20 protein-coding genes are annotated in these 18962 nt (G+C 61.5%); 11 read left to right on the top strand and 9 right to left on the bottom strand.

The annotated features are described in order from the left end of the window. Nucleotides 1-306 (bottom strand): cytochrome c5 family protein, encoded by a 306-nt coding sequence (locus K3819_RS00300; RefSeq protein WP_221398414.1) that lies wholly within the window; start codon nucleotides 304-306, stop codon nucleotides 1-3. Between the two features lie 191 nt (nucleotides 307-497). Between K3819_RS00300 and yihA the strand changes: the two genes are divergently transcribed. Then, nucleotides 498-1142 (top strand): ribosome biogenesis GTP-binding protein YihA/YsxC, encoded by a 645-nt coding sequence (gene yihA / locus K3819_RS00305; RefSeq protein ID WP_039764859.1) that lies wholly within the window; start codon nucleotides 498-500, stop codon nucleotides 1140-1142. Between the two features lie 414 nt (nucleotides 1143-1556). Here the strand turns inward: yihA and polA are convergent, their stop codons facing one another. After that, nucleotides 1557-4361 carry a DNA polymerase I gene (polA, locus tag K3819_RS00310; protein ID WP_221398415.1) on the bottom strand — a complete coding sequence of 935 codons (2805 nt, stop codon included), beginning with the start codon at nucleotides 4359-4361 and terminating at the stop codon, nucleotides 1557-1559. Nucleotides 4362-4435: 74 nt separating this feature from the next. Here polA and K3819_RS00315 point away from each other — a divergent pair, with 74 nt between their 5' ends. Together K3819_RS00315 and K3819_RS00320 are read left to right on the top strand one after the other, a co-directional pair. Beyond that, the gene (locus K3819_RS00315) at nucleotides 4436-4732 is read left to right on the top strand and encodes a DUF2782 domain-containing protein (protein WP_221398416.1); all 297 of its coding nucleotides are present in this window, start codon (nucleotides 4436-4438) and stop codon (nucleotides 4730-4732) included. A gap of 61 nt (nucleotides 4733-4793) precedes the next feature. Then, nucleotides 4794-5747 (top strand): homoserine kinase, encoded by a 954-nt coding sequence (locus K3819_RS00320; RefSeq protein WP_085612516.1) that lies wholly within the window; start codon nucleotides 4794-4796, stop codon nucleotides 5745-5747. Nucleotides 5748-5784: 37 nt separating this feature from the next. On the opposite strand, the gene K3819_RS00325 is transcribed toward K3819_RS00320, so the two are convergent. Then, the gene (locus K3819_RS00325; RefSeq protein ID WP_064592485.1) at nucleotides 5785-6714 is read right to left on the bottom strand and encodes a zinc ABC transporter substrate-binding protein ZnuA; all 930 of its coding nucleotides are present in this window, start codon (nucleotides 6712-6714) and stop codon (nucleotides 5785-5787) included. 57 nt (nucleotides 6715-6771) lie between these two features. Here K3819_RS00325 and zur point away from each other — a divergent pair, with 57 nt between their 5' ends. Genes zur through K3819_RS00345 form a run of 4 tightly spaced genes read left to right on the top strand, consistent with a single transcriptional unit; the run spans nucleotide 6772 to nucleotide 9571 of the window. After that, the gene (gene zur / locus K3819_RS00330; protein WP_011331783.1) at nucleotides 6772-7254 is read left to right on the top strand and encodes a zinc uptake transcriptional repressor Zur; all 483 of its coding nucleotides are present in this window, start codon (nucleotides 6772-6774) and stop codon (nucleotides 7252-7254) included. Beyond that, entirely contained in the window at nucleotides 7254-8039 is a 786-nt protein-coding gene (znuC, locus tag K3819_RS00335; RefSeq protein WP_085612517.1) for a zinc ABC transporter ATP-binding protein ZnuC, read from the top strand. The genes zur and znuC overlap by 1 nt, the downstream gene beginning before the upstream one ends. Continuing rightward, nucleotides 8032-8820 (top strand): zinc ABC transporter permease subunit ZnuB, encoded by a 789-nt coding sequence (znuB, locus tag K3819_RS00340; RefSeq protein WP_221398417.1) that lies wholly within the window; start codon nucleotides 8032-8034, stop codon nucleotides 8818-8820. The genes znuC and znuB overlap by 8 nt, the downstream gene beginning before the upstream one ends. Before the next feature lie 37 nt (nucleotides 8821-8857). Beyond that, nucleotides 8858-9571, top strand: a complete 714-nt coding sequence (locus tag K3819_RS00345; RefSeq protein WP_064592487.1) for a PA5502 family lipoprotein — start codon at nucleotides 8858-8860, stop codon at nucleotides 9569-9571. 93 nt (nucleotides 9572-9664) lie between these two features. On the opposite strand, the gene katE is transcribed toward K3819_RS00345, so the two are convergent. After that, complete coding sequence (gene katE, locus K3819_RS00350; RefSeq protein ID WP_221398418.1) at nucleotides 9665-11806, bottom strand: catalase HPII; 2142 nt, start codon at nucleotides 11804-11806, stop codon at nucleotides 9665-9667. A 260-nt stretch (nucleotides 11807-12066) separates the two neighbouring features. Between katE and K3819_RS00355 the strand changes: the two genes are divergently transcribed. The 3 genes from K3819_RS00355 (at nucleotide 12067) to K3819_RS00365 (ending at nucleotide 14596) form a co-directional block, all read left to right on the top strand. Beyond that, a complete protein-coding gene (locus tag K3819_RS00355) occupies nucleotides 12067-13074 on the top strand; it encodes a methionine ABC transporter ATP-binding protein (protein ID WP_007953999.1) in 1008 nt (335 codons plus the stop codon). Then, nucleotides 13074-13748, top strand: coding sequence for a methionine ABC transporter permease (locus K3819_RS00360; protein ID WP_007953997.1), 675 nt, complete (start codon nucleotides 13074-13076; stop codon nucleotides 13746-13748). The genes K3819_RS00355 and K3819_RS00360 overlap by 1 nt, the downstream gene beginning before the upstream one ends. 74 nt (nucleotides 13749-13822) lie before the next feature. Continuing rightward, nucleotides 13823-14596: a MetQ/NlpA family ABC transporter substrate-binding protein gene (locus K3819_RS00365; protein ID WP_064592492.1), complete on the top strand. Its 774-nt coding sequence runs from the start codon at nucleotides 13823-13825 to the stop codon at nucleotides 14594-14596. Nucleotides 14597-14770: 174 nt separating this feature from the next. On the opposite strand, the gene K3819_RS00370 is transcribed toward K3819_RS00365, so the two are convergent. The 5 genes from K3819_RS00370 to K3819_RS00390 are packed head-to-tail and all read right to left on the bottom strand — an operon-like array spanning nucleotide 14771 to nucleotide 18679. Further along, nucleotides 14771-15406: an SCO family protein gene (locus tag K3819_RS00370; RefSeq protein WP_221398419.1), complete on the bottom strand. Its 636-nt coding sequence runs from the start codon at nucleotides 15404-15406 to the stop codon at nucleotides 14771-14773. Further along, nucleotides 15403-16302, bottom strand: coding sequence for a heme o synthase (cyoE, locus tag K3819_RS00375; protein WP_085606403.1), 900 nt, complete (start codon nucleotides 16300-16302; stop codon nucleotides 15403-15405). Before cyoE ends, K3819_RS00370 begins: the two co-directional genes overlap by 4 nt. After that, nucleotides 16290-17369 (bottom strand): heme A synthase, encoded by a 1080-nt coding sequence (locus K3819_RS00380; RefSeq protein ID WP_221398420.1) that lies wholly within the window; start codon nucleotides 17367-17369, stop codon nucleotides 16290-16292. The genes cyoE and K3819_RS00380 overlap by 13 nt, the downstream gene beginning before the upstream one ends. Before the next feature lie 10 nt (nucleotides 17370-17379). Next, nucleotides 17380-17973, bottom strand: coding sequence for a hypothetical protein (locus tag K3819_RS00385; protein WP_039764840.1), 594 nt, complete (start codon nucleotides 17971-17973; stop codon nucleotides 17380-17382). Continuing rightward, on the bottom strand, nucleotides 17939-18679 hold the full coding sequence (locus tag K3819_RS00390) for an SURF1 family protein (RefSeq protein WP_221398421.1): 741 nt from the start codon (nucleotides 18677-18679) through the stop codon (nucleotides 17939-17941). Before K3819_RS00390 ends, K3819_RS00385 begins: the two co-directional genes overlap by 35 nt. 72 nt (nucleotides 18680-18751) lie before the next feature. Here K3819_RS00390 and K3819_RS00395 point away from each other — a divergent pair, with 72 nt between their 5' ends. Further along, nucleotides 18752-18955 (top strand): twin transmembrane helix small protein, encoded by a 204-nt coding sequence (locus tag K3819_RS00395; RefSeq protein WP_064592503.1) that lies wholly within the window; start codon nucleotides 18752-18754, stop codon nucleotides 18953-18955. Nucleotides 18956-18962 lie beyond the last annotated feature (7 nt).

Raw genomic sequence — 18962 nt, forward strand, 5'->3', positions numbered from 1 at the left:
TTATGGACCGGGCTTACTCTCGCTCATCCAGAGGATGAGGGCCTGGTAATCCTCGGCACTGCAGTCCATGCACAAACCACGCGGCGGCATCGCCTTGAAACCCTGGGTCACGTGTTGCACCAGCGTCTCCATACCTTTCGCCAACCTCGGCGTCCAAGCTGCCTGATCGCCTCTTTTGGGCGCCATGGGTAGTTGGCCGGAATGACAGGCTCCACAAACACGGTTGTACACGGCTTCCGGATCCTGTGTAGCCTGTGCGCCGTAAAGCGGCATCAAGACTCCGGCAGCCAGCAGCCATTTCGTCATAAAACGACCTTTTCAGGGTTGAGAGCGTTCTGCGTTCTAATGCGCAATCAAGGTCTGTCGCTCTCGTGAACTTCATCCTTCGCTGGGACAAAGCACACACAAAATCTGCGGCATTATATACTGGCGTCACTGAAACGGAAGCGACACCGCGTTCCGCGCCTAATCCCGGCGCCGCCCACATCGGAAATCCCATGCAACTCAAGAATCCCATCCTCGGCCTGTGCCAACAGTCCACGTTCATGCTCAGTGCCGCCAAAGTCGATCAGTGCCCCGACGACGAAGGCTTCGAAGTGGCGTTTGCCGGTCGTTCCAACGCCGGTAAGTCCAGCGCGCTGAACACTCTGACTCACGCCAGCCTGGCGCGCACCTCGAAAACCCCGGGTCGCACACAGCTGTTGAACTTCTTCAAGCTAGACGATGAACGGCGTCTGGTCGACCTCCCGGGCTACGGTTATGCAAAAGTACCGATCCCGCTCAAGCAGCACTGGCAGCGTCACCTCGAGGCTTACCTCGGTGGCCGCGAGAGTTTGAAGGGTTTGATTCTGATGATGGACATCCGTCATCCAATGACCGACTTCGACCTGCTGATGCTCGACTGGGCCGTTGCGGCCGGCATGCCGATGCACATCCTGCTGACCAAGGCCGACAAACTGACCTACGGCGCAGCGAAGAACACGCTGCTCAAGGTGCAGTCGGAAATCCGTAAGGGTTGGGGCGATCAAGTGACGATCCAGCTGTTCTCCGCCCCAAAACGCATGGGTCTGGAAGAGGCCTACACTGTGTTGGCAGGCTGGATGGAACTGGCCGATAAAGGCGCGGAAGCAGCGGCTGAATAATAAGGATATGGAAAATTGGCTGTAGTGCGGTCAGGCAAGGCAAAAGTGTTAGTAAAAAGCGGAGTTTAGGGGACCTAAATGAGCATTTTTACTAACGCTTTTAACGCAGCATGACCGCGCTACAGCCAATTTTGAGGCAAAAAAAAGCCCCGGACTTCGTATGGGGAGGGAGAAGTTCCGGGGTTTAAGTTCCGAACCGCTAGGGCGGGGTTCAGATATCTGCCAACACTTAACACAACATAGGAGCATCGAAGGGCTTCACCAGCCATTCAGTATCTCTGAGTGCCCTGGCGCAAGATTAGTTCAGAATCTTTTCAAAAAACTTTGGAATAAGCTCAAGAACGATCAGACCTAAGCGTTTTTTCGATGCCTTGCCGCGACGCTCTGTCGCGGCAAAACCCCGCCCCAGAGGCCTCAGTGCGCCTCGTCCCAGTTGTTGCCAACCCCCACTTCCACCAGCAACGGCACGTCCAGTTTCGCCGCTTCGCTCATGTGCACGCGAATTTCTTCGCGAACCTGATCGACCAGATCCTCGCGAACCTCCAGCACCAGTTCGTCGTGCACCTGCAGGATGACTCTGGCGTCCAGCCCCGAAGCGCTCAGCCAGCTGTCCACCGCCACCATGGCTTTCTTGATGATGTCTGCTGCGGTGCCTTGCATCGGCGCGTTGATCGCCGTGCGTTCGGCGGCCGCGCGATCCTGCGGCTTGTTCGAGTTGATTTCCGGCAGATACAGACGACGACCGAAGATCGTTTCCACGAAGCCTTGGTCTGCTGCCTGGGCGCGGGTGCGATCCATGTACTCGCGAACGCCCGGGTAACGCGCGAAGTAGGTGTCGATGTAGGCCTTGGCGGTCTTGGTGTCGACGCCGATGTCCTTGCCCAGCTTCTGCGCGCCCATGCCGTAGATCAGGCCGAAGTTGATCGCCTTGGCGCTGCGGCGCTGGTCGGACGTCACTTCGTTGAGCTCGACCTTGAATACTTCGGCCGCGGTGGCGGTGTGCACGTCCAGATTGTTGCGGAAGGCGTTCATCAGCCCTTCGTCGCGGGACAGGTGGGCCATGATCCGCAATTCGATCTGCGAGTAGTCCGCCGCCAGCAGTTTGTAGCCTTTCGGCGCGACGAACGCCTGACGGATGCGTCGGCCTTCGGCGGTGCGCACCGGGATGTTCTGCAGGTTCGGATCGCTTGACGACAGGCGACCGGTCGATGCCACAGCCTGATGGTACGAAGTGTGGATACGCCCGGTGCGTGGGTTGATCTGCTCCGGCAGGCGATCAGTGTAGGTGCTTTTCAGCTTGCTCATGGAACGGTGTTCCATGAGCACTTTCGGCAAGCGGTGATCGTCTTCGGCCAGTTTCGCCAACACTTCTTCGGCGGTGGACGGCTGGCCCTTGGCGGTCTTCTTCAGCACCGGCAGGCCGAGCTTTTCGTAGAGGATTACGCCCAGTTGCTTCGGCGAGCCGAGGTTGAACTCTTCACCGGCAATCTCGAAGGCTTCACGCTCCAGCGCGACCATCTTGTTGCCCAGCTCAATGCTCTGGATGCCGAGCAGGTCAGCGTCGACGAACGCGCCCTGGCGCTCGATGCGAGCGAGCACCGGCACCAGCGGGATCTCGATGTCGGTCAGCACGCTGGCCAGGCTCGGGATGGCGCTGAGTTTTTCGAACAGGGTCTGGTGCAGGCGCAGGGTCACGTCGGCATCTTCGGCGGCATACGGCCCGGCCTGTTCCAGAGCGATCTGGTCGAAGGTCAACTGCTTGGCGCCTTTGCCGGCGATGTCCTGGAAGCTCACGGTGGTGTGGTCCAGGTATTTCTGCGCCAGGCTGTCCATGTCGTGACGGGTGGCGGTGGAGTTGAGCACGTAGGACTCAAGCATCGTGTCGAAGGCAATCCCGCGCACGGTGATGCCTTCGTTCTGGTCGCCACCGATGGCGCAGTTGGCCAGGATGTTCATGTCGAACTTGGCGTGCTGGCCGACCTTGAGTTTGTTCGGATCTTCAAGGATCGGCTTGAGTGCGCGCAGCACGGTGTCGCGATCCAGCTGCTCCGGCACGCCGATGTAGGAATGGGTCAGCGGGATGTACGCCGCTTCGTTGGCCTGTACCGCGAAGGAAAGCCCGACCAGTTGCGCCTGCTGCGCGTCGATGCCGGTGGTTTCGGTGTCGAAGGCGAACAGCTTGGCGTTCTTCAGCTTTTCCAGCCAGACGTCGAATCGCGCCTGGTCGAGGATGGTTTCGTAAGCGGCTTCAGCGGATGTTGCAGGCGCTTCGGCTTCTGGCGCGCTGAACAGATCGCCGGCCGGCGCAGGCTCGGCGGCAGCGCTCAGTTCCTGGCGCTTGGCATCGCGATCCAGGTCATTCAGCCAGCTCTTGAACTCCAGCAGGGTGTACAGCTCGTAAAGTTTGGCCGGGTCTTCCGGACCCATTTGCAGGTCGTCGAGACCGATGTCCAGCGGCACATCGACCTTGATGGTCGCCAGTTGATAGGAGAGGAAGGCCATCTCCTTGTGCTCTTCGAGCTTGGCCGGCAGGGTCTTGGCGCCACGGATCGGCAGGGTCGGCACGATGTCGAGTTGCGCGTACAGCTCGGTCAGACCGCCGTTGACGCCCACCAGCAGGCCGGAAGCGGTCTTCGGACCGATGCCGGGAACGCCGGGGATGTTGTCGGAAGAATCGCCCATCAGGGCCAGATAATCGATGATCTGCTCCGGAGCGACGCCGAATTTCTCCTTCACGCCCTCCACGTCCATCGAACTACCGGACATGGTATTGACCAAGGTAATGTGGCCGTCGACCAGTTGCGCCATGTCCTTGTCGCCGGTGGAGATGATCACCGGACGGTCGGCGGCTGCGCTGCTGCGGGCCAGGGTGCCGATCACGTCATCGGCCTCGACGCCTTCGACGCACAGCAGCGGGAATCCGAGGGCGATCACGCTCTGGTGCAGCGGCTCGATCTGCACGCGCATGTCGTCAGGCATGCTTGGACGGTTGGCCTTGTATTCGGCGTACATTTCATCTCGAAATGTCCCACCCTTGGCGTCGAACACCACGGCGAACGGGCTGTCCGGATACTGCTTGCGCAGGCTCTTGAGCATGTTCAGCACGCCTTTGACCGCACCGGTCGGCAGGCCTTTGGAGGTGGTCAGCGGTGGCAGCGCGTGAAAGGCGCGGTACAGGTAAGACGAACCGTCCACCAGGACGAGGGGGGCTTGGCTCATGAGCAGAATCAACCTTTTCGGCGGGCCCGGCGCTAGAATAGCGGGACCGTTGACGACAAAGGGACAAGGTTATCATGCGTACGTTAAATCGCTTGCTGCTGGTCAGTCTGATTGCTGTCTCACCGCTGGCCGCGATCGCGGCGGATGATGCGCCATCATCGGAGCCGGAAGTTACCATCAGCACGCATACGGAAGGCGACAAGATCATTCAGGAATACAGCCGGAGTGGATTCGTGTACGCGATCAAGGTCACACCGAAGGGCGGCAAACCCTATTTCCTGGTGCGCGCCGATGGTACGGACGCGAACTACATCCGGTCCGACCAGCCGGATATGCTGATTCCGTCGTGGGAAATCTTTACCTGGAAGTAAGTTTCCTGACTTTTAATCGGTGCCGTTTGATGGCGGCGCCAGAACTGAGCAGTTTTTAACCATGTCTGTGTTCACCCCCCTGGCTCGGCCCGAGCTGGAAACCTTTCTCGCCCCTTACGGGCTCGGCCGTCTGCTCGATTTCCAGGGGATCGCCGCCGGCAGCGAAAACACCAACTTCTTCATCAGCATGGAACAGGGCGAGTTCGTCCTGACCCTGGTCGAACGTGGCCCGGTGCAGGAAATGCCGTTCTTCATCGATCTGCTCGACGTGCTGCACGAAGCCGATCTGCCGGTGCCTTACGCGCTGCGCACCACCGACGGCGTGGCCCTGCGCGAGCTGAAAGGCAAACCGGCGCTGCTGCAACCGCGCCTGGCCGGCAAGCACATCAAGCAGGCCAATGCCCAGCATTGCGCGCAGGTCGGTGACTTGCAGGCGCATCTGCACCTGGCGACCCAGGGCGACAACATGATCAAGCGCAAGACCGATCGTGGCCTGGACTGGATGCTGGAAGAGGGCACGCAGTTCCTTTCGCACCTGAGCGAGCAGCCGCGCGCGTTGCTGCAAAAGTCTCTGGATGAAATCACCCAACAGAAAGAGAAAATTCTCGCGCTGCCTCGGGCAAACATTCACGCCGACCTGTTTCGCGACAACGCGATGTTCGAAGGCACGCACCTGACCGGGCTGATCGACTTCTACAACGCCTGCTCCGGGCCGATGCTCTATGACGTGGCGATTGCCCTGAACGACTGGTGTTCCGATGACGAAGGCCTGATCGACGGCCCGCGTGCGCGGGCGTTCCTTGGTGCCTATGCGGCACTGCGTCCGTTCACGGCGGCCGAGGCAGAACTGTGGCCGACCATGCTGCGAGTGGCGTGTGTGCGGTTCTGGCTGTCGCGGTTGATCGCGGCGGAATCGTTCGCCGGGCAGGACGTGCTGATTCACGATCCGAAAGAGTTCGAGCAGCGGCTGGCGCAGCGTCAGCAGGTCAGTACACCGCTACCTTTCGCCCTGTAAAAAAACCGCAGCCTGTACAGGCTGCGGTTTTTTTGTATCAGAGCGATTCCAGGCAACCCGCCAGATCATTCCCCAGCTTCTCCAGCACTTGCTCATAACCCTGAGCCGTCGCTGGCGTGTATCCGCCCAGCGCATCCAACTCCGCCAGCTTCACCGGCAGGCCCGCCACCAAGGTCTCGGCCAGACGTGGGCGCAGCGGCGGCTCACTGAACACGCACGTCTTGCCGACTTCCTGCAAACGCGTACGCATCGCCGCCACATGCTGGGCCCCCGGCTGCACTTCCGCCGCAACGCTGAACACGCCGGCGTGTTTCAAACCGTAGGCCTCTTCGAAGTAGTCGAAGGCTTCGTGGAAGACGAAGTAGGGTTTGCCTTCAACACTGGCCAGGCGTTTCTTCAAACGCTGATCCAGTGCATCCAGACGCTCATCGAACGCTTTGGCGTTGCTCTGATAGCGCTCGGCATTGGCCGGGTCGGCGGCACTCAGGTCAGCGGCCATTTTGTCGGCAATAACCCGCGCGTTCACCGGCGATAGCCACAAATGCGCATCGAGGCTGCCCGGGCGATGGTCGTGGTCATGTTCGTCGGCTTCTTCAGCGTGGGAATGGTTGTCCGCAGCGAAGCGGCGCAGCTTCATGCCCGGCAAGTCCTGCACGGCGACGCTCGGCAGCGTACGACCATTCAGCACGCGTGGCAGGAAACCTTCCATGTCCGGGCCGATCCAGTACAGCAGGTCCACCGATTGCACCTTGCGCACGTCGGACGGTCGCAATGCGTAGTTATGCGGCGAAGCGCCCGGTGGCAGCAGCACTTCCGGAATCGCCACGCCGTCCTGCACTGCAGCGGCAATCAGTTGCAGGGGCTTGATGCTGGTGAGAACTCTGACCTCGGCCTGAGCCGGACCGATCAGCAGAAAACCGGTGATGAATACGACAAAAACAGAAAAAAGTCGGGACACGATGACCACTCAATGAGGCGAGAACGGGTAACATAATAACGTCTCTAACCAAACTCGTCGCCGCTCATGCCTATTACACCGATTGCCAGCCGTCCCCACGACCACTCGCACTGCGTTCACAGCGCGCTGTCCGAGGCCGATGCCCTGTGTGCACAGAAAGGCCTGCGCCTGACCGCGTTGCGCCGGCGGGTACTGGAACTGGTCTGGCAGAGCCACAAGCCGCTGGGCGCCTACGACATTCTGGCCGTGCTCAGCGAGCAGGACGGCCGCCGCGCCGCGCCGCCGACCGTATACCGGGCGCTGGACTTCCTGCTGGAAAACGGCCTGGTGCACCGCATCTCCTCGCTCAACGCCTTCGTCGGCTGCGTTCACCCGAAACATTCGCACCAGGGCCAGTTCCTGATCTGCCGCGAATGCCATGCCGCCATCGAACTTGAGCAAAAAACCATCAGCGACGCTATCGTTCACAGCGCCAAGGACGTCGGCTTCATCGTCGAGGCCCAGACCGTCGAAGTGGTCGGCCTCTGCTCCGGCTGCCGGGGGGCTTGATGAGCGATCCGCTGATCCGTCTGGAGCAGGTGGCGGTCCGGTTTGCCGGGCAGAACGTGCTGGACAACATTCACCTGAGCGTCGAGCCGGGGCAGATCGTCACCCTGATCGGCCCCAACGGCGCCGGCAAGACCACGTTGGTCCGCGCCGTGCTCGGGCTGCTGAAACCGGACAGCGGCAGCGTCTGGCGCAAGCCGAAACTGCGCGTCGGCTACATGCCGCAAAAACTTCACGTCGATCCGACCTTGCCGCTCTCGGTGCTGCGCTTCCTGCGGCTGGTGCCGGGCGTCGATCGTCCGCGTGCGCTGGCGGCACTCAAGGAAGTCGGCGCCGAGCACGTCATCGACAGCCCGGTGCAAAGCGTTTCCGGCGGTGAAATGCAGCGCGTGCTGCTGGCCCGTGCCTTGTTGCGCGAGCCGGAGCTGCTGGTGCTCGACGAGCCGGTGCAGGGCGTCGATGTCGCCGGACAAGCGGAGCTGTACAGCCTGATCACCCGCCTGCGCGACCGTCACGGTTGCGGCGTGTTGATGGTGTCCCACGATCTGCATCTGGTGATGAGCACGACGGATCAGGTGGTATGCCTCAACCGTCACGTCTGCTGCTCCGGGCATCCCGAGCAGGTCAGTGGCGATCCGGCCTTCGTCGAGCTGTTCGGCAACAACGCGCCGAGCCTGGCGATTTATCACCACCATCATGACCACGCCCACGACCTGCACGGTTCGGTGGTCAAAGGGCCTTTGACAGGCCAACCTCACGTTCACGGAGATAGCTGCAAGCATGGCTGATTTTCTGTTCTACGCCCTGCTTGCAGGTCTGGCGCTGGCGGTGGTCGCGGGGCCGCTGGGCTCGTTCGTGGTCTGGCGGCGCATGGCCTATTTTGGCGACACGCTGTCCCACGCCGCACTGCTCGGCGTGGCGCTGGGCTTTCTGCTGGATGTCAGCCCGACCGTCGCGGTGACTGTGGGCTGCCTGCTGCTGGCGGTGCTGCTGGTGACCTTGCAACAGCGCCAGCCACTGGCGTCCGACACGCTGTTGGGCATTCTTGCGCCGAGCACGCTCTCTCTCGGGCTGGTGGTACTAAGCTTCATGCATGAAGTGCGGATCGACCTGATGGCCTACCTGTTCGGCGACCTGCTGGCGATCAGCCCGACCGATCTGGCGTGGATCCTCGGCGGCAGCGCAGCCGTGCTGGTGCTGCTGGTGACACTGTGGCGCCCGCTGCTGGCGATCACCGTGCACGAAGAGCTGGCCAGAGTCGAAGGTCTGCCGGTGGCCGGTTTGCGCATGGCGCTGATGCTGTTGATCGCAGTCGTGATCGCAGTGGCGATGAAAATCGTCGGTGTGTTGCTGATCACGTCGCTGTTGATCATCCCGGCGGCTGCGGCACAACGTCACGCCCGTTCGCCGGAGCAGATGGCACTGGGCGCGAGTGTGCTGGGCACGCTCGCCGTGTGTGGCGGGCTGGCGTTGTCGTGGTTCAAGGACACCCCGGCCGGCCCGTCAATCGTTGTGACGGCGGCCGCACTGTTTCTGCTGAGTTTTGTTCTGCCCCGTCGAGGGGTGTAGACTTGCTCGTTTTTTGCGCAAATAGAGAGTCGCAGGAATGAAGCCGTTCGCCTCCCGTTATCTGCTCCTTGTGGCCTTTTCAGTGCTGCTGGGCGCCTGCCAAAGCACGCCACCGGTGGCCGAAGTCCCCGATGCGCGGGCCACGGCCATCGCACAGCTGGAGCAAAGCCTGGCCAGCAGCGAACTGGCCACTGCCGAAGACCAATTGGCAGCCTTGCAGGCCGAAACCCCCAACGATCAATCCCTTGAGCAATACCAGCGCCAGTTGGCCGAGGCCTATCTGCGCCGCAGCCAGATCGTCCTGCAAAAGGGCGATGTGAATGCGGCCGCGACCGCGTTGGCCCGTGCCCGCGTGCTGATGCCCAAGGCCCCGGCACTGACCGGTGGCGTCAATGGCGCGATCACCGAAGCGCGCAAGGCCGAGCTGGAGAAAGCCGAAGCAGCGCTGCAGGCCGCTGAAGCCAAGCCGAAAGCCAAGGTGATCGATCCGACTGCCGAAAGCACCACGGTTGCGCTGAATATCACTGATAGCCGCAAACTTCGCCGCCAACTGGATGCGATCGCCGCCGATGTGGTGAATTATGACTGTGCGGTGAGCATTCAGGCTCCGCGCACCAATGATTACCCGTGGCTGGCGACGTTGATCACCAAGCGCGTTAAGAAGCTCGATCCGGATTTCGATCTGCAAATCAAGAAGCAGATCCTACGCAGCGTTCCCGCTCAAGTGGTTTTGAGTCCTCGTAAACCATAAAAAATCGCGAGCAGGCTCGCTCCCACAGGTACAACATGATTCCTGTGGGAGCGGGCTTGCTCGCGAAGGCGTCCTTTCAGTCAACCAGCAACCTTAAGCGGGAATGGCCTTGGCCTTAGGCTCCCGATCCCAGACCCGATGCTGCCCGATCGCCGCAAAGAACGGCTGGGTCAACGCCTTCACATCCTTGCCTTCGATCAACCCCGCATCCGCCTCCAGTTTCAGCACATCCAGCAACTGTTTGGCCTCGCCATGCAGCGCAATCGCCTTCAGGTGCTTGTACGCCTCCAGCAGGTAATGCAACGCCACGCCGTCACCGCTCAACGTTTTGACCGACGCCGCGCCACCCGGCACGAACACCGCATCGAACGCCACAGAAGGCAAACCTTCCATCGACGCATCCACCGCCAGGCTTTTGCCATCGGCGGTTTTCACCGGCGCCGAGGTCGGGCCGAGCAGTTTGGCGTGCGCACCTTCTGCCGCCAGCGCCTGCTTCATCGCATCAATCGCCGCACCATCGACGCCGTTGGCCGCCAGGATCGCGACTTTTCGGGTCTTGATGTTCTCCGGCAGCAGGTTGGCCTGACTCAGCGCCGGCGAGCGATCCAGTGATGTTTTCGGCACGTCCACGGTGCCTTTGCCTGGCGCTGGCAGACCCAGGTTGGCCGCCACGCGTTTGGCCAGGTCCAGATCGATGTTGGCGAGAATCTCGTTCACTTCCCGCGCCCGGATGAACTCACGCTCGACCTTGCCCAGTTCGAAACTGTAGGCGGCGATGATGTGCTCTTTCTCGTGGGGGCTCATGCTGTTGAAGAACAGCCGCGCCTGGGAAAAGTGGTCACTGAACGACTCGCTGCGCTGGCGGATCTTGTTGGCGTCGATACGCTCCGGATAGCTCTCGAACCCACCGTCCTGCGCAGCCGGCGGGGTTTCTTTCGGCCAGCCGCCATCAATGGAATTGGGTTCATACGAGGCACGGCCCTTGTCGATCACCGTACGGTGCTGGGCATCGCGCTGGCCGTTGTGGAACGGTGCGACCGGGCGATTGATCGGCAGCTCATGAAAGTTCGGCCCGCCGAGTCGGCTGATCTGCGTGTCGGTGTAGGAAAACAGCCGACCTTGCAGCAGCGGGTCATTCGAAAAGTCGATCCCCGGCACGATATGGCCGGGGCAGAACGCGACCTGCTCGGTTTCGGCGAAGAAGTTGTCCGGGTTGCGGTTGAGGGTCATCTTGCCCAGCGGCGTGATCGGAACGATTTCTTCGGGAATCAGTTTGGTCGGGTCGAGGATGTCGAAATCGAAGTCGTGCTCGTTTTCCTCTTCGATGACCTGAACGCCGAGTTCCCATTCCGGGTAGTCACCCATTTCGATGGCTTCCCAGAGATCGCGCCGATGGTAGTCGGTGTCTTTACCCGCGAGTTTTTGCGCCTCGTCCCATACCAGCGAACAAGTGCCGGCAGTAGGGCGCCAGTGGAATTTGACGAAGCGCGATTTGCCCTCGGCATTGATCAGCCGGAAGGTGTGCACGCCGAAGCCCTGCATGCTGCGCAGGCTTTTCGGGATGGCCCGGTCGGACATGGCCCAGATCACCATGTGTGCCGATTCCGGCACCAAGGACACGAAGTCCCAGAAGGTGTCGTGGGCCGAGCCACCGGTGGGTATTTCGTTGTGCGGCTCGGGTTTTACCGCGTGGACGAAGTCGGGAAACTTGATCGCGTCCTGTATGAAAAATACCGGCATGTTGTTGCCGACCAGATCGAAGTTGCCTTCGTCGGTGAAGAACTTCACAGCAAAACCGCGCACGTCACGGACGGTGTCGCCGGAGCCGCGCGGCCCCTGGACCGTGGAAAAGCGCACGAACACCGGAGTTTTCTTCCCCGGATCCTGCAGGAAACCGGCCTTGGTCAGCGCCGCATGGTTCTCGTAGCTTTGAAAGAATCCATGGGCGCCGGTGCCGCGGGCGTGAACGATGCGCTCGGGAATCCGTTCATGGTCAAAGTGCGTGATCTTCTCACGCATGATGAAGTCTTCCAGCAGCGACGGCCCGCGAGCCCCGGCCTTGAGGGTGTTCTGGTTATCAGCAATTTTCACGCCCTGGTTGGTGCGCAGGGCCTGACCGGTAGCGTCGGAGCGAAACTTTTCCAGGCTGTCGAGTTTGGCGTTGGTATTGGCGCGATCCGGGGTATCGGTGCCGGCCAGTTGGCTTTTGTCATCGGCAGGTTTCTTGGTACTCATCAGTCATGAACTCCTGTTTGTCCCGGGATTGCTCCGGGACGCTTGAGTGTTTCCCAGGCACGGCACCCAGGGTTTTCAAGTCGCTTAAGTAGTGACTAACGAGGGTTTCGGGCGTTCCTTTTTTATGACCTTTGATCCTGTTATTGCCAAATCGAAGGTTATTTGCGAAATAAATGCTAAGAACCTCTATACGGACAGGCTAAAATGCGCGCCCGGCTAACCGCTGATCCTTTTCCAACGCGCCCCACAAGGTTCGCTACGTGATCGAGTTTCAAAACGTCCATAAGACTTACCGCGTCGCCGGTAAGGACATCACCGCGCTGCACCCGACCAGCTTCTCCATCGAGAACGGTCAGGTGTTCGGCCTGATTGGCCATTCCGGCGCGGGAAAAAGTACCCTGCTGCGTCTGATCAATCGCCTGGAGCAATCCAGTGGCGGCAAGATCATCGTCGACGGCGAAGAAGTCACCGCGCTGGACGCCAACGGCCTGCGCCGTTTCCGTCAGCAGGTCGGGATGATCTTCCAGCACTTCAACCTGTTGGCGTCCAAGACCGTGGCCGACAACGTCGCGCTGCCGCTGACCCTGGCCGGTGAACTGTCCCGCGCCGAGATCGACCAGCGTGTGGCCGAGTTGCTGGCGCGGGTCGGTCTGTCCGATCACGCCAAAAAGTACCCGGCGCAGCTGTCCGGCGGTCAGAAGCAGCGTGTCGGCATCGCCCGCGCCCTGGCGACCAAACCGAAGATCCTGCTGTGCGACGAAGCCACCAGCGCCCTCGACCCGCAGACCACGGCGTCGGTCCTGCAACTGCTGGCCGAGATCAACCGCGAGCTGAAGCTGACCATCGTCCTGATCACCCACGAGATGGATGTGATCCGCCGCGTGTGCGATCAGGTCGGCGTGATGGATGCCGGTGTGATTGTCGAGCAAGGTTCGGTAGCCGATGTGTTCCTGCATCCGAAACACCCGACCACCAAGCGCTTTGTTCAGGAAAGCGAGCAGATCGACGAAAGCGAGCAGCGCGATGACTTCGCTCACGTGCCGGGCCGCATCGTGCGTCTGACCTTCCAGGGCGAAGCGACCTACGCGCCGTTGCTCGGTACCGTCGCCCGGGAAACCGGTGTGGACTACAGCATCCTGGCCGGTCGTATCGACCGCATCAAAGACATTCCTTACGGGCAATTGACCCTCGCCGTCACCGGTGGCGACATGGAAGCGGCGTTCGCCCGCTTCACCGCCGCTGACGTTCATATGGAGGTGTTGCGCTAATGGAAGACCTGATGAGTTTCTTCACCAATATCGACTGGTACGAAATCTGGCTCGCAACCGGCGACACCATGATGATGCTCGGCGGTTCGCTGCTGTTCACCGTGCTGCTCGGCCTGCCGCTGGGCGTGCTGTTGTTCCTGTGCAGCCCACGCCAGTTGCTCGAAGCCAAAGGCGTGTACGCCTTGCTGTCGCTGGTGGTGAACATCCTGCGTTCGCTGCCGTTCATCATTCTGTTGATCGTGATGATCCCGTTCACCGTGCTGATCACCGGCACCTCGCTGGGCGTGGCCGGTGCGATTCCACCGCTGGTGGTGGGTGCGACGCCGTTCTTCGCGCGGCTGGTGGAAACCGCCCTGCGTGAAGTCGATCGCGGCATCATCGAAGCGACCCAGTCGATGGGTGCGACCACTCGCCAGATCATCATGAACGCCTTGCTGCCGGAGGCCCGTCCGGGCATCTTCGCAGCAATTACGGTGACGGCGATTACACTGGTTTCCTACACGGCGATGGCCGGTGTGGTCGGTGCCGGTGGTCTGGGTGACCTGGCGATCCGTTTCGGTTACCAGCGGTTCCAGACCGACGTGATGATCGTTACCGTGGTGTTGCTGCTGATTCTGGTGCAAGTGCTGCAAATGGTCGGCGACCGACTGGTCGTGCACTTCTCGCGCAAATAACCGGTTTTGTAATGACATGAGCCGGCCATTCGCTGGCAGGCGCCAGACGGGCGCCGTAAAAAGGAGTTAGCTGAATGAAAAAACTGATCGTTGCCCTGGCTGCCGTTGCAGCGTTCTCGGCCCACGCCGACGAAACCCTGACCGTTGCCGCCACTCCGGTACCGCACGCGGAAATCCTCGAATTCGTGAAGCCGGCTCTGGCCAAAGAAGGCGTGGATCTGAAGGTCAAGGTCTTCACCGACTACGTTCAGCCGAACGTCCAGGTGGCCGAGAAGCGTCTGGACGCCAACTTCTTCCAGCACCAGCCGTACCTCGATGAGTTCAACAAGGCCAAGGGCACCAGCCTGGTTTCCGTGACCGGCGTGCACCTGGAACCGCTGGGCGCCTACTCCAGCAAGTTCAAGAAAATCGAAGAGCTGCCAAGCGGCGCCAACGTGGTGATCCCGAACGACGCCACCAACGGCGGCCGTGCGCTGTTGCTGCTGGCCAAGGCCGGCGTGATCACCCTGAAGGATCCGAGCAACATCCTGTCGACCGTCAAGGACATCGCCCAGAACCCGAAAGACCTGAAGATCCGTGAACTGGAAGCCGCGACCATCCCGCGCGTGCTGACCCAGGTCGACCTGGCGCTGATCAACACCAACTACGCGCTGGAAGCCAAGCTCGATCCATCCAAGGACGCGCTGGTCATCGAAGGCAGCGACTCGCCTTACGTGAACATCCTGGTGTCCCGCGCGGACAACAAGGACAGCGATGCCATGAAGAAACTGGCCGCTGCGCTGCACAGCCCGGAAGTGAAGAAATTCATCACCGAGAAGTACAAAGGCGCGGTGCTGCCGGCGTTCTGATTCGGACGCCGCAACGAAAAAGGGGACGCCATTGGCGTCCCCTTTTTTTGTGCCCAAAACACAGCCCCTGTGGGTGCGGGCTTGCCCGCGAAAGCGGCGGGTCAGATAAACATAGGTCGACTGACACACCGCATTCGCGAGCAAGCCCGCTTCCATATTGGAACAGTGCTGTTCTTACTTGCGGTTGAGCATAATCGGGAGTTGCGCCACCAGCTTGGCATTATTCAACGGCGCCCGAATAAACCCGCGCTGTGTCCCGTCCGGCCCGATCACCGCCAGGTTGCCGCTGTGATCCACCGTGTAATTCGGCTTGCTGGTGTCCGCCGGAATGAACGGAATGCTCACCGCGTTCGCCACCTTCTGCAACTCGTCGATGGACTTTGGTGTCAGGCCGATGAACTGTGGATCGAAATAACCCAGGTACTGCTTCAACTGCGCAGGGTTGTCGCGGTTCGGGTCGACGCTGACCAGCACGATCTGCAACTTGTCCACGGCATCCTTCGGCAATTCGCTCTTGATCTGGCGCAGCTGGGCGAGGGTGGTCGGGCAGATGTCCGGGCAGAAGGTGTAGCCGAAGAACAGCAGGCTCCACTTGCCCTTGAGCTCGTTGACCGTGACCGGTTGACCGTCCTGATTGGTCATCGTCACGTCCGGCAGGTTGCGGCTCTGCGGCAGCAGGATGATGCCGGCGTCGATCAGTGCGGTCGGGTCGCCCTGGCCCTTGCCGCTCAGCACTTTGTTGACGGTCAGGCCGAGGATCAGCGCGATCACGGCGACGAGGATGAAGACGGTTTTCTGGGTTCGAGTCATAGGTTCAACAGTAAGTAGTGGTCTACGAGCAGGGCGATGAACAGCAGAAACAGGTACCAGATAGAGTACTTGAAGGTGTTGATCGCCGCGTGCGGCCGGGTGCCACGGTACAGCACCACGGCCCATTGCAGAAACCTGGCGCCCAGACCGAGCGCGCAGATCAGGTACAGCAGGCCGCTCATGTGGATCACGTACGGCAACAGGCTGACCGCCAGCAGGGCGAAGGTGTACAGCAGAATGTGCACCTTGGTGTAGTGCTCGCCATGGGTGACCGGCAGCATCGGAATGTCGGCCTTGGCGTATTCCTCTTTGCGATGGATGGCCAGCGCCCAGAAGTGCGGCGGGGTCCAGGCGAAGATGATCAGCACCAGCAGCAGCGGTTCGGCGCTGACGTGGCCGGTGGCGGCGGTCCAGCCGAGCAGCGGCGGGGCGGCGCCGGCGAGGCCACCGATGACGATGTTCTGCGGCGTCGCGCGTTTGAGAAAACCGGTGTAGATCACCGCGTAGCCAAGCAGCGAGGCCAGGGTCAGCCACGCGGTCAGCGGATTGGTGAAGGTCAGCAGCAGGGCCTGGCCGAGCAGTGCCAGCACCAGCGCAAAGGTCAGTGCCGCCGTGGGCGAAACCCGACCCTCGGCCAGCGGCCTTTTATGGGTGCGGGCCATGACCGCATCGATGCGCCGGTCCACCACGTGATTGACCGCCGCCGCGCCACCGGCACACAACGCGATCCCCAGGTTGCCGAACACCAGCACCGTCCACGGCACCCCGGCGCGGGTCGCGAGGAACATGCCCACCAGCGAGGTGATCAGCATCAGCACCACGACTTTCGGTTTGGTCAGCTCCAGATAATCACGCCACAGCGCCTGCGCCGGACGTTCGCCGATCAGAATCGCCATGGCGTCTCTCCTTTAATCGTGATGGGCGCCGCCGAGTGTTTGCGCGGGCTCAGGCGCCAGCGTGCGATCATCGGTTGCTTGACCCGAACCAGGCTGGTCCGCGCGTGGTAGTTGACCAGCACCATCGTCAGCAGCAGCGCTGCACCGCCGGCGTTATGCGCCACGGCCACCGGCAGCGGCAGATGAAAAAGCACGTTGCTGATGCCGAGGGTGATCTGCGCGGCGAGGGCGATCAGCACCAGCCCGGCCAGTCGCGTCATGCCGACCACTTTCAGTTGCCAGGCCAGACCGAGCAGGACGACCGTCACCAGTAACGCACCGATGCGGTGGGTCAGGTGAATCGCCGTGCGTGCATCGCTGTCGAGTTGCCCGCCGAGGTAATTGGGGCCGATGTGTTGGGTCAGGTGAAAGCCGTTGGCGAAATCCGCCGGCGGCAGCCACTGGCCGTGGCAGGTCGGGAAGTCGATGCAGGCCACCGCCGCGTAGTTGGAACTGACCCAGCCGCCGAGGGCGATCTGGCCGATCACCAACAGCAATCCGGCAGTCGCCCAATATTGCAGACGCTTGGGCACGGTCAGCGCCGGCAGCACGCCGGACAGTCGCAAGGTCAGCAGAAACAGCAGGCTCAGGGTCGCGAAGCCACCGAGCAAATGCCCGGTCACCACTTGCGGCCAGAGCTTGAGCGTCACCGTCCACATACCGAAAGCCGCCTGGGCAAACACCACCGCCAGCAGAAACAGCGGCAGTTTCAGCGGTTGCCCGGGATGACGACGATTGACCCACGCCCGTCCTGCCAATACCGAAATCAGCATGCCGAGGGTGCCAGCGAAGTAACGGTGGATCATCTCGTTCCAGCCTTTGTGCGCCTCCACTGGCGAGTCGGGGTAATGCAGTTCGGCATGGGCCAGTTGGGCTTCGCTTTTCGGCACGCTGATGAACCCGTAGCAGCCCGGCCAGTCCGGACAGCCGAGGCCGGCGTGGGTCAGGCGGGTGTAGGCGCCGAGCAGCACCACGATCAGTGCCAGCAGGGTGGCAAACAGCGCGAGGCGAAATCCAGGTTTGGCCATGACGATGCCCTTATCCGATGTTCGACAGTTTCAGCAGGTGGCGCAGGTCGTTGAGCAGGTCCTTGCCCTTGACGCTCGGGTCGTAGCGCAGCACGAGGTTGCCGTGGGGATCGATAATCCACAGTTGCGGCGTGGCCTTGTCGCCCGTGGCCTTGCTGAAGGTCGCCGGGTCCAGCGGGTAGCGTTGCAGCTGCGGATATTCGCGGGTCAGCTTGGCTTCGTAGTCGGCAGCCAACGGTTGTGCAGCGGCCAGGGCGTGGCTGGCGCGCCCGGCTTCGCGGCCCAGGCCAATCTGGATCTGCCGCGCCAGGTACACCAGTTGCTGGCAGTCCACCGCGCAATCCTTCGGTGCGGTCACCAGCATCTGCCAGCGCGTTTCGTCAGCCTGGATGCCGAGGTCGGCGCGGGTCTGACCGTTGCCGATCAATTCGCCGTGATAGCTGCGACCTTCCGGCACCCAGAACTGCAACTTGTACATGCCGGTGGCGAGGATCATCGGACCGACCACGCCGAGCACGATCAGCAGCAGCTGGATGCGTCCGCGACGGCGACTGGCCGGGACTTTCGTTTCAGACATGCTGGGTGGATTCATGGCCGCTCCCATGGTGTTTCTCCTTTGCGTTGTGCCAGCCGAGATAGAGGTAGAGCCCGAGCAGGGCGGTGGCCATGGCGAACCACTGCACGGCGTAACCGAGGTGTTTTTCCGGGCCCATCGCAACTACCGGCCAGTCGGCCTGATAGCTGGCGGGGCCGGGTTCGGCGCGTAATTCGTAGGCGAAACCATCGCGTTCGAGGGTTTTCCACAGCTTCGCGGGTTCGACGGCGGTGACGGTTTGCGGCCAGGTGCTGCTGACCGGATCGGCATGCAGCTGGAAGGTGGCACCGGGGGCGACATACACCCAGGCATCGACATCCACGGCGTCGACCGGTGTGTTGAATTGCGGGGCCGTGCGCCGGTCCGGCCACGGCAGCCAACCGCGATTGACCAGCAGCCACTGGCCGCTGCGTTGATCCTGAAACGGTTGCAGCAATTCGACGCCGACCTTGCCGTTGCGCTGACGGTTGTCCAGCAACAGGCTACGGGCGGCATCGAACTGGCCGTGCAGATGCACCCGGCGGAAGGCCGGATCGGCGCTGTGCGGCAACTCGGTGCTGGCCATCGGTTCGGCGGCGCGGCGTTCGGCGTAACTGGCGAGCAGCGCGGTTTTCTCCGCGCCCCGGCCCAGTTGCCAGAAGCCCAGCGAAATCAGCAACGGCAGCAGCAGGCCGACGACCAGTGTCGGCACCACACCCGGCCGGAAGCGCTTCATGGTCGCGCCAGAAAATCAGTCAGTGCGATCGCTATACTCAAGTGCATCGCTTGTTCCCCCGGAGTTCTTCCCATGCTCAAAGCAGCCATCGTCCTGATGCTGATTGCCACGGTGGTCAGCCTGTTCAGCGGCCTGTTTTTCCTGGTCAAGGACGACAGCAGCTCGAATCGGCTGGTGATCGCCTTGAGTGTTCGGGTGACGTTGGCCGCTGTCACCGTCGGCCTGATCGCCTGGGGTTTCTACAGCGGCCAATTGGTGTCGCACGCGCCTTGGTAGCTCTGTT

It is taken from the genome of Pseudomonas sp. 3-2 (assembly GCF_019710535.1).
Classification (GTDB): Bacteria; Pseudomonadota; Gammaproteobacteria; order Pseudomonadales; family Pseudomonadaceae; genus Aquipseudomonas; species Aquipseudomonas pharyngis.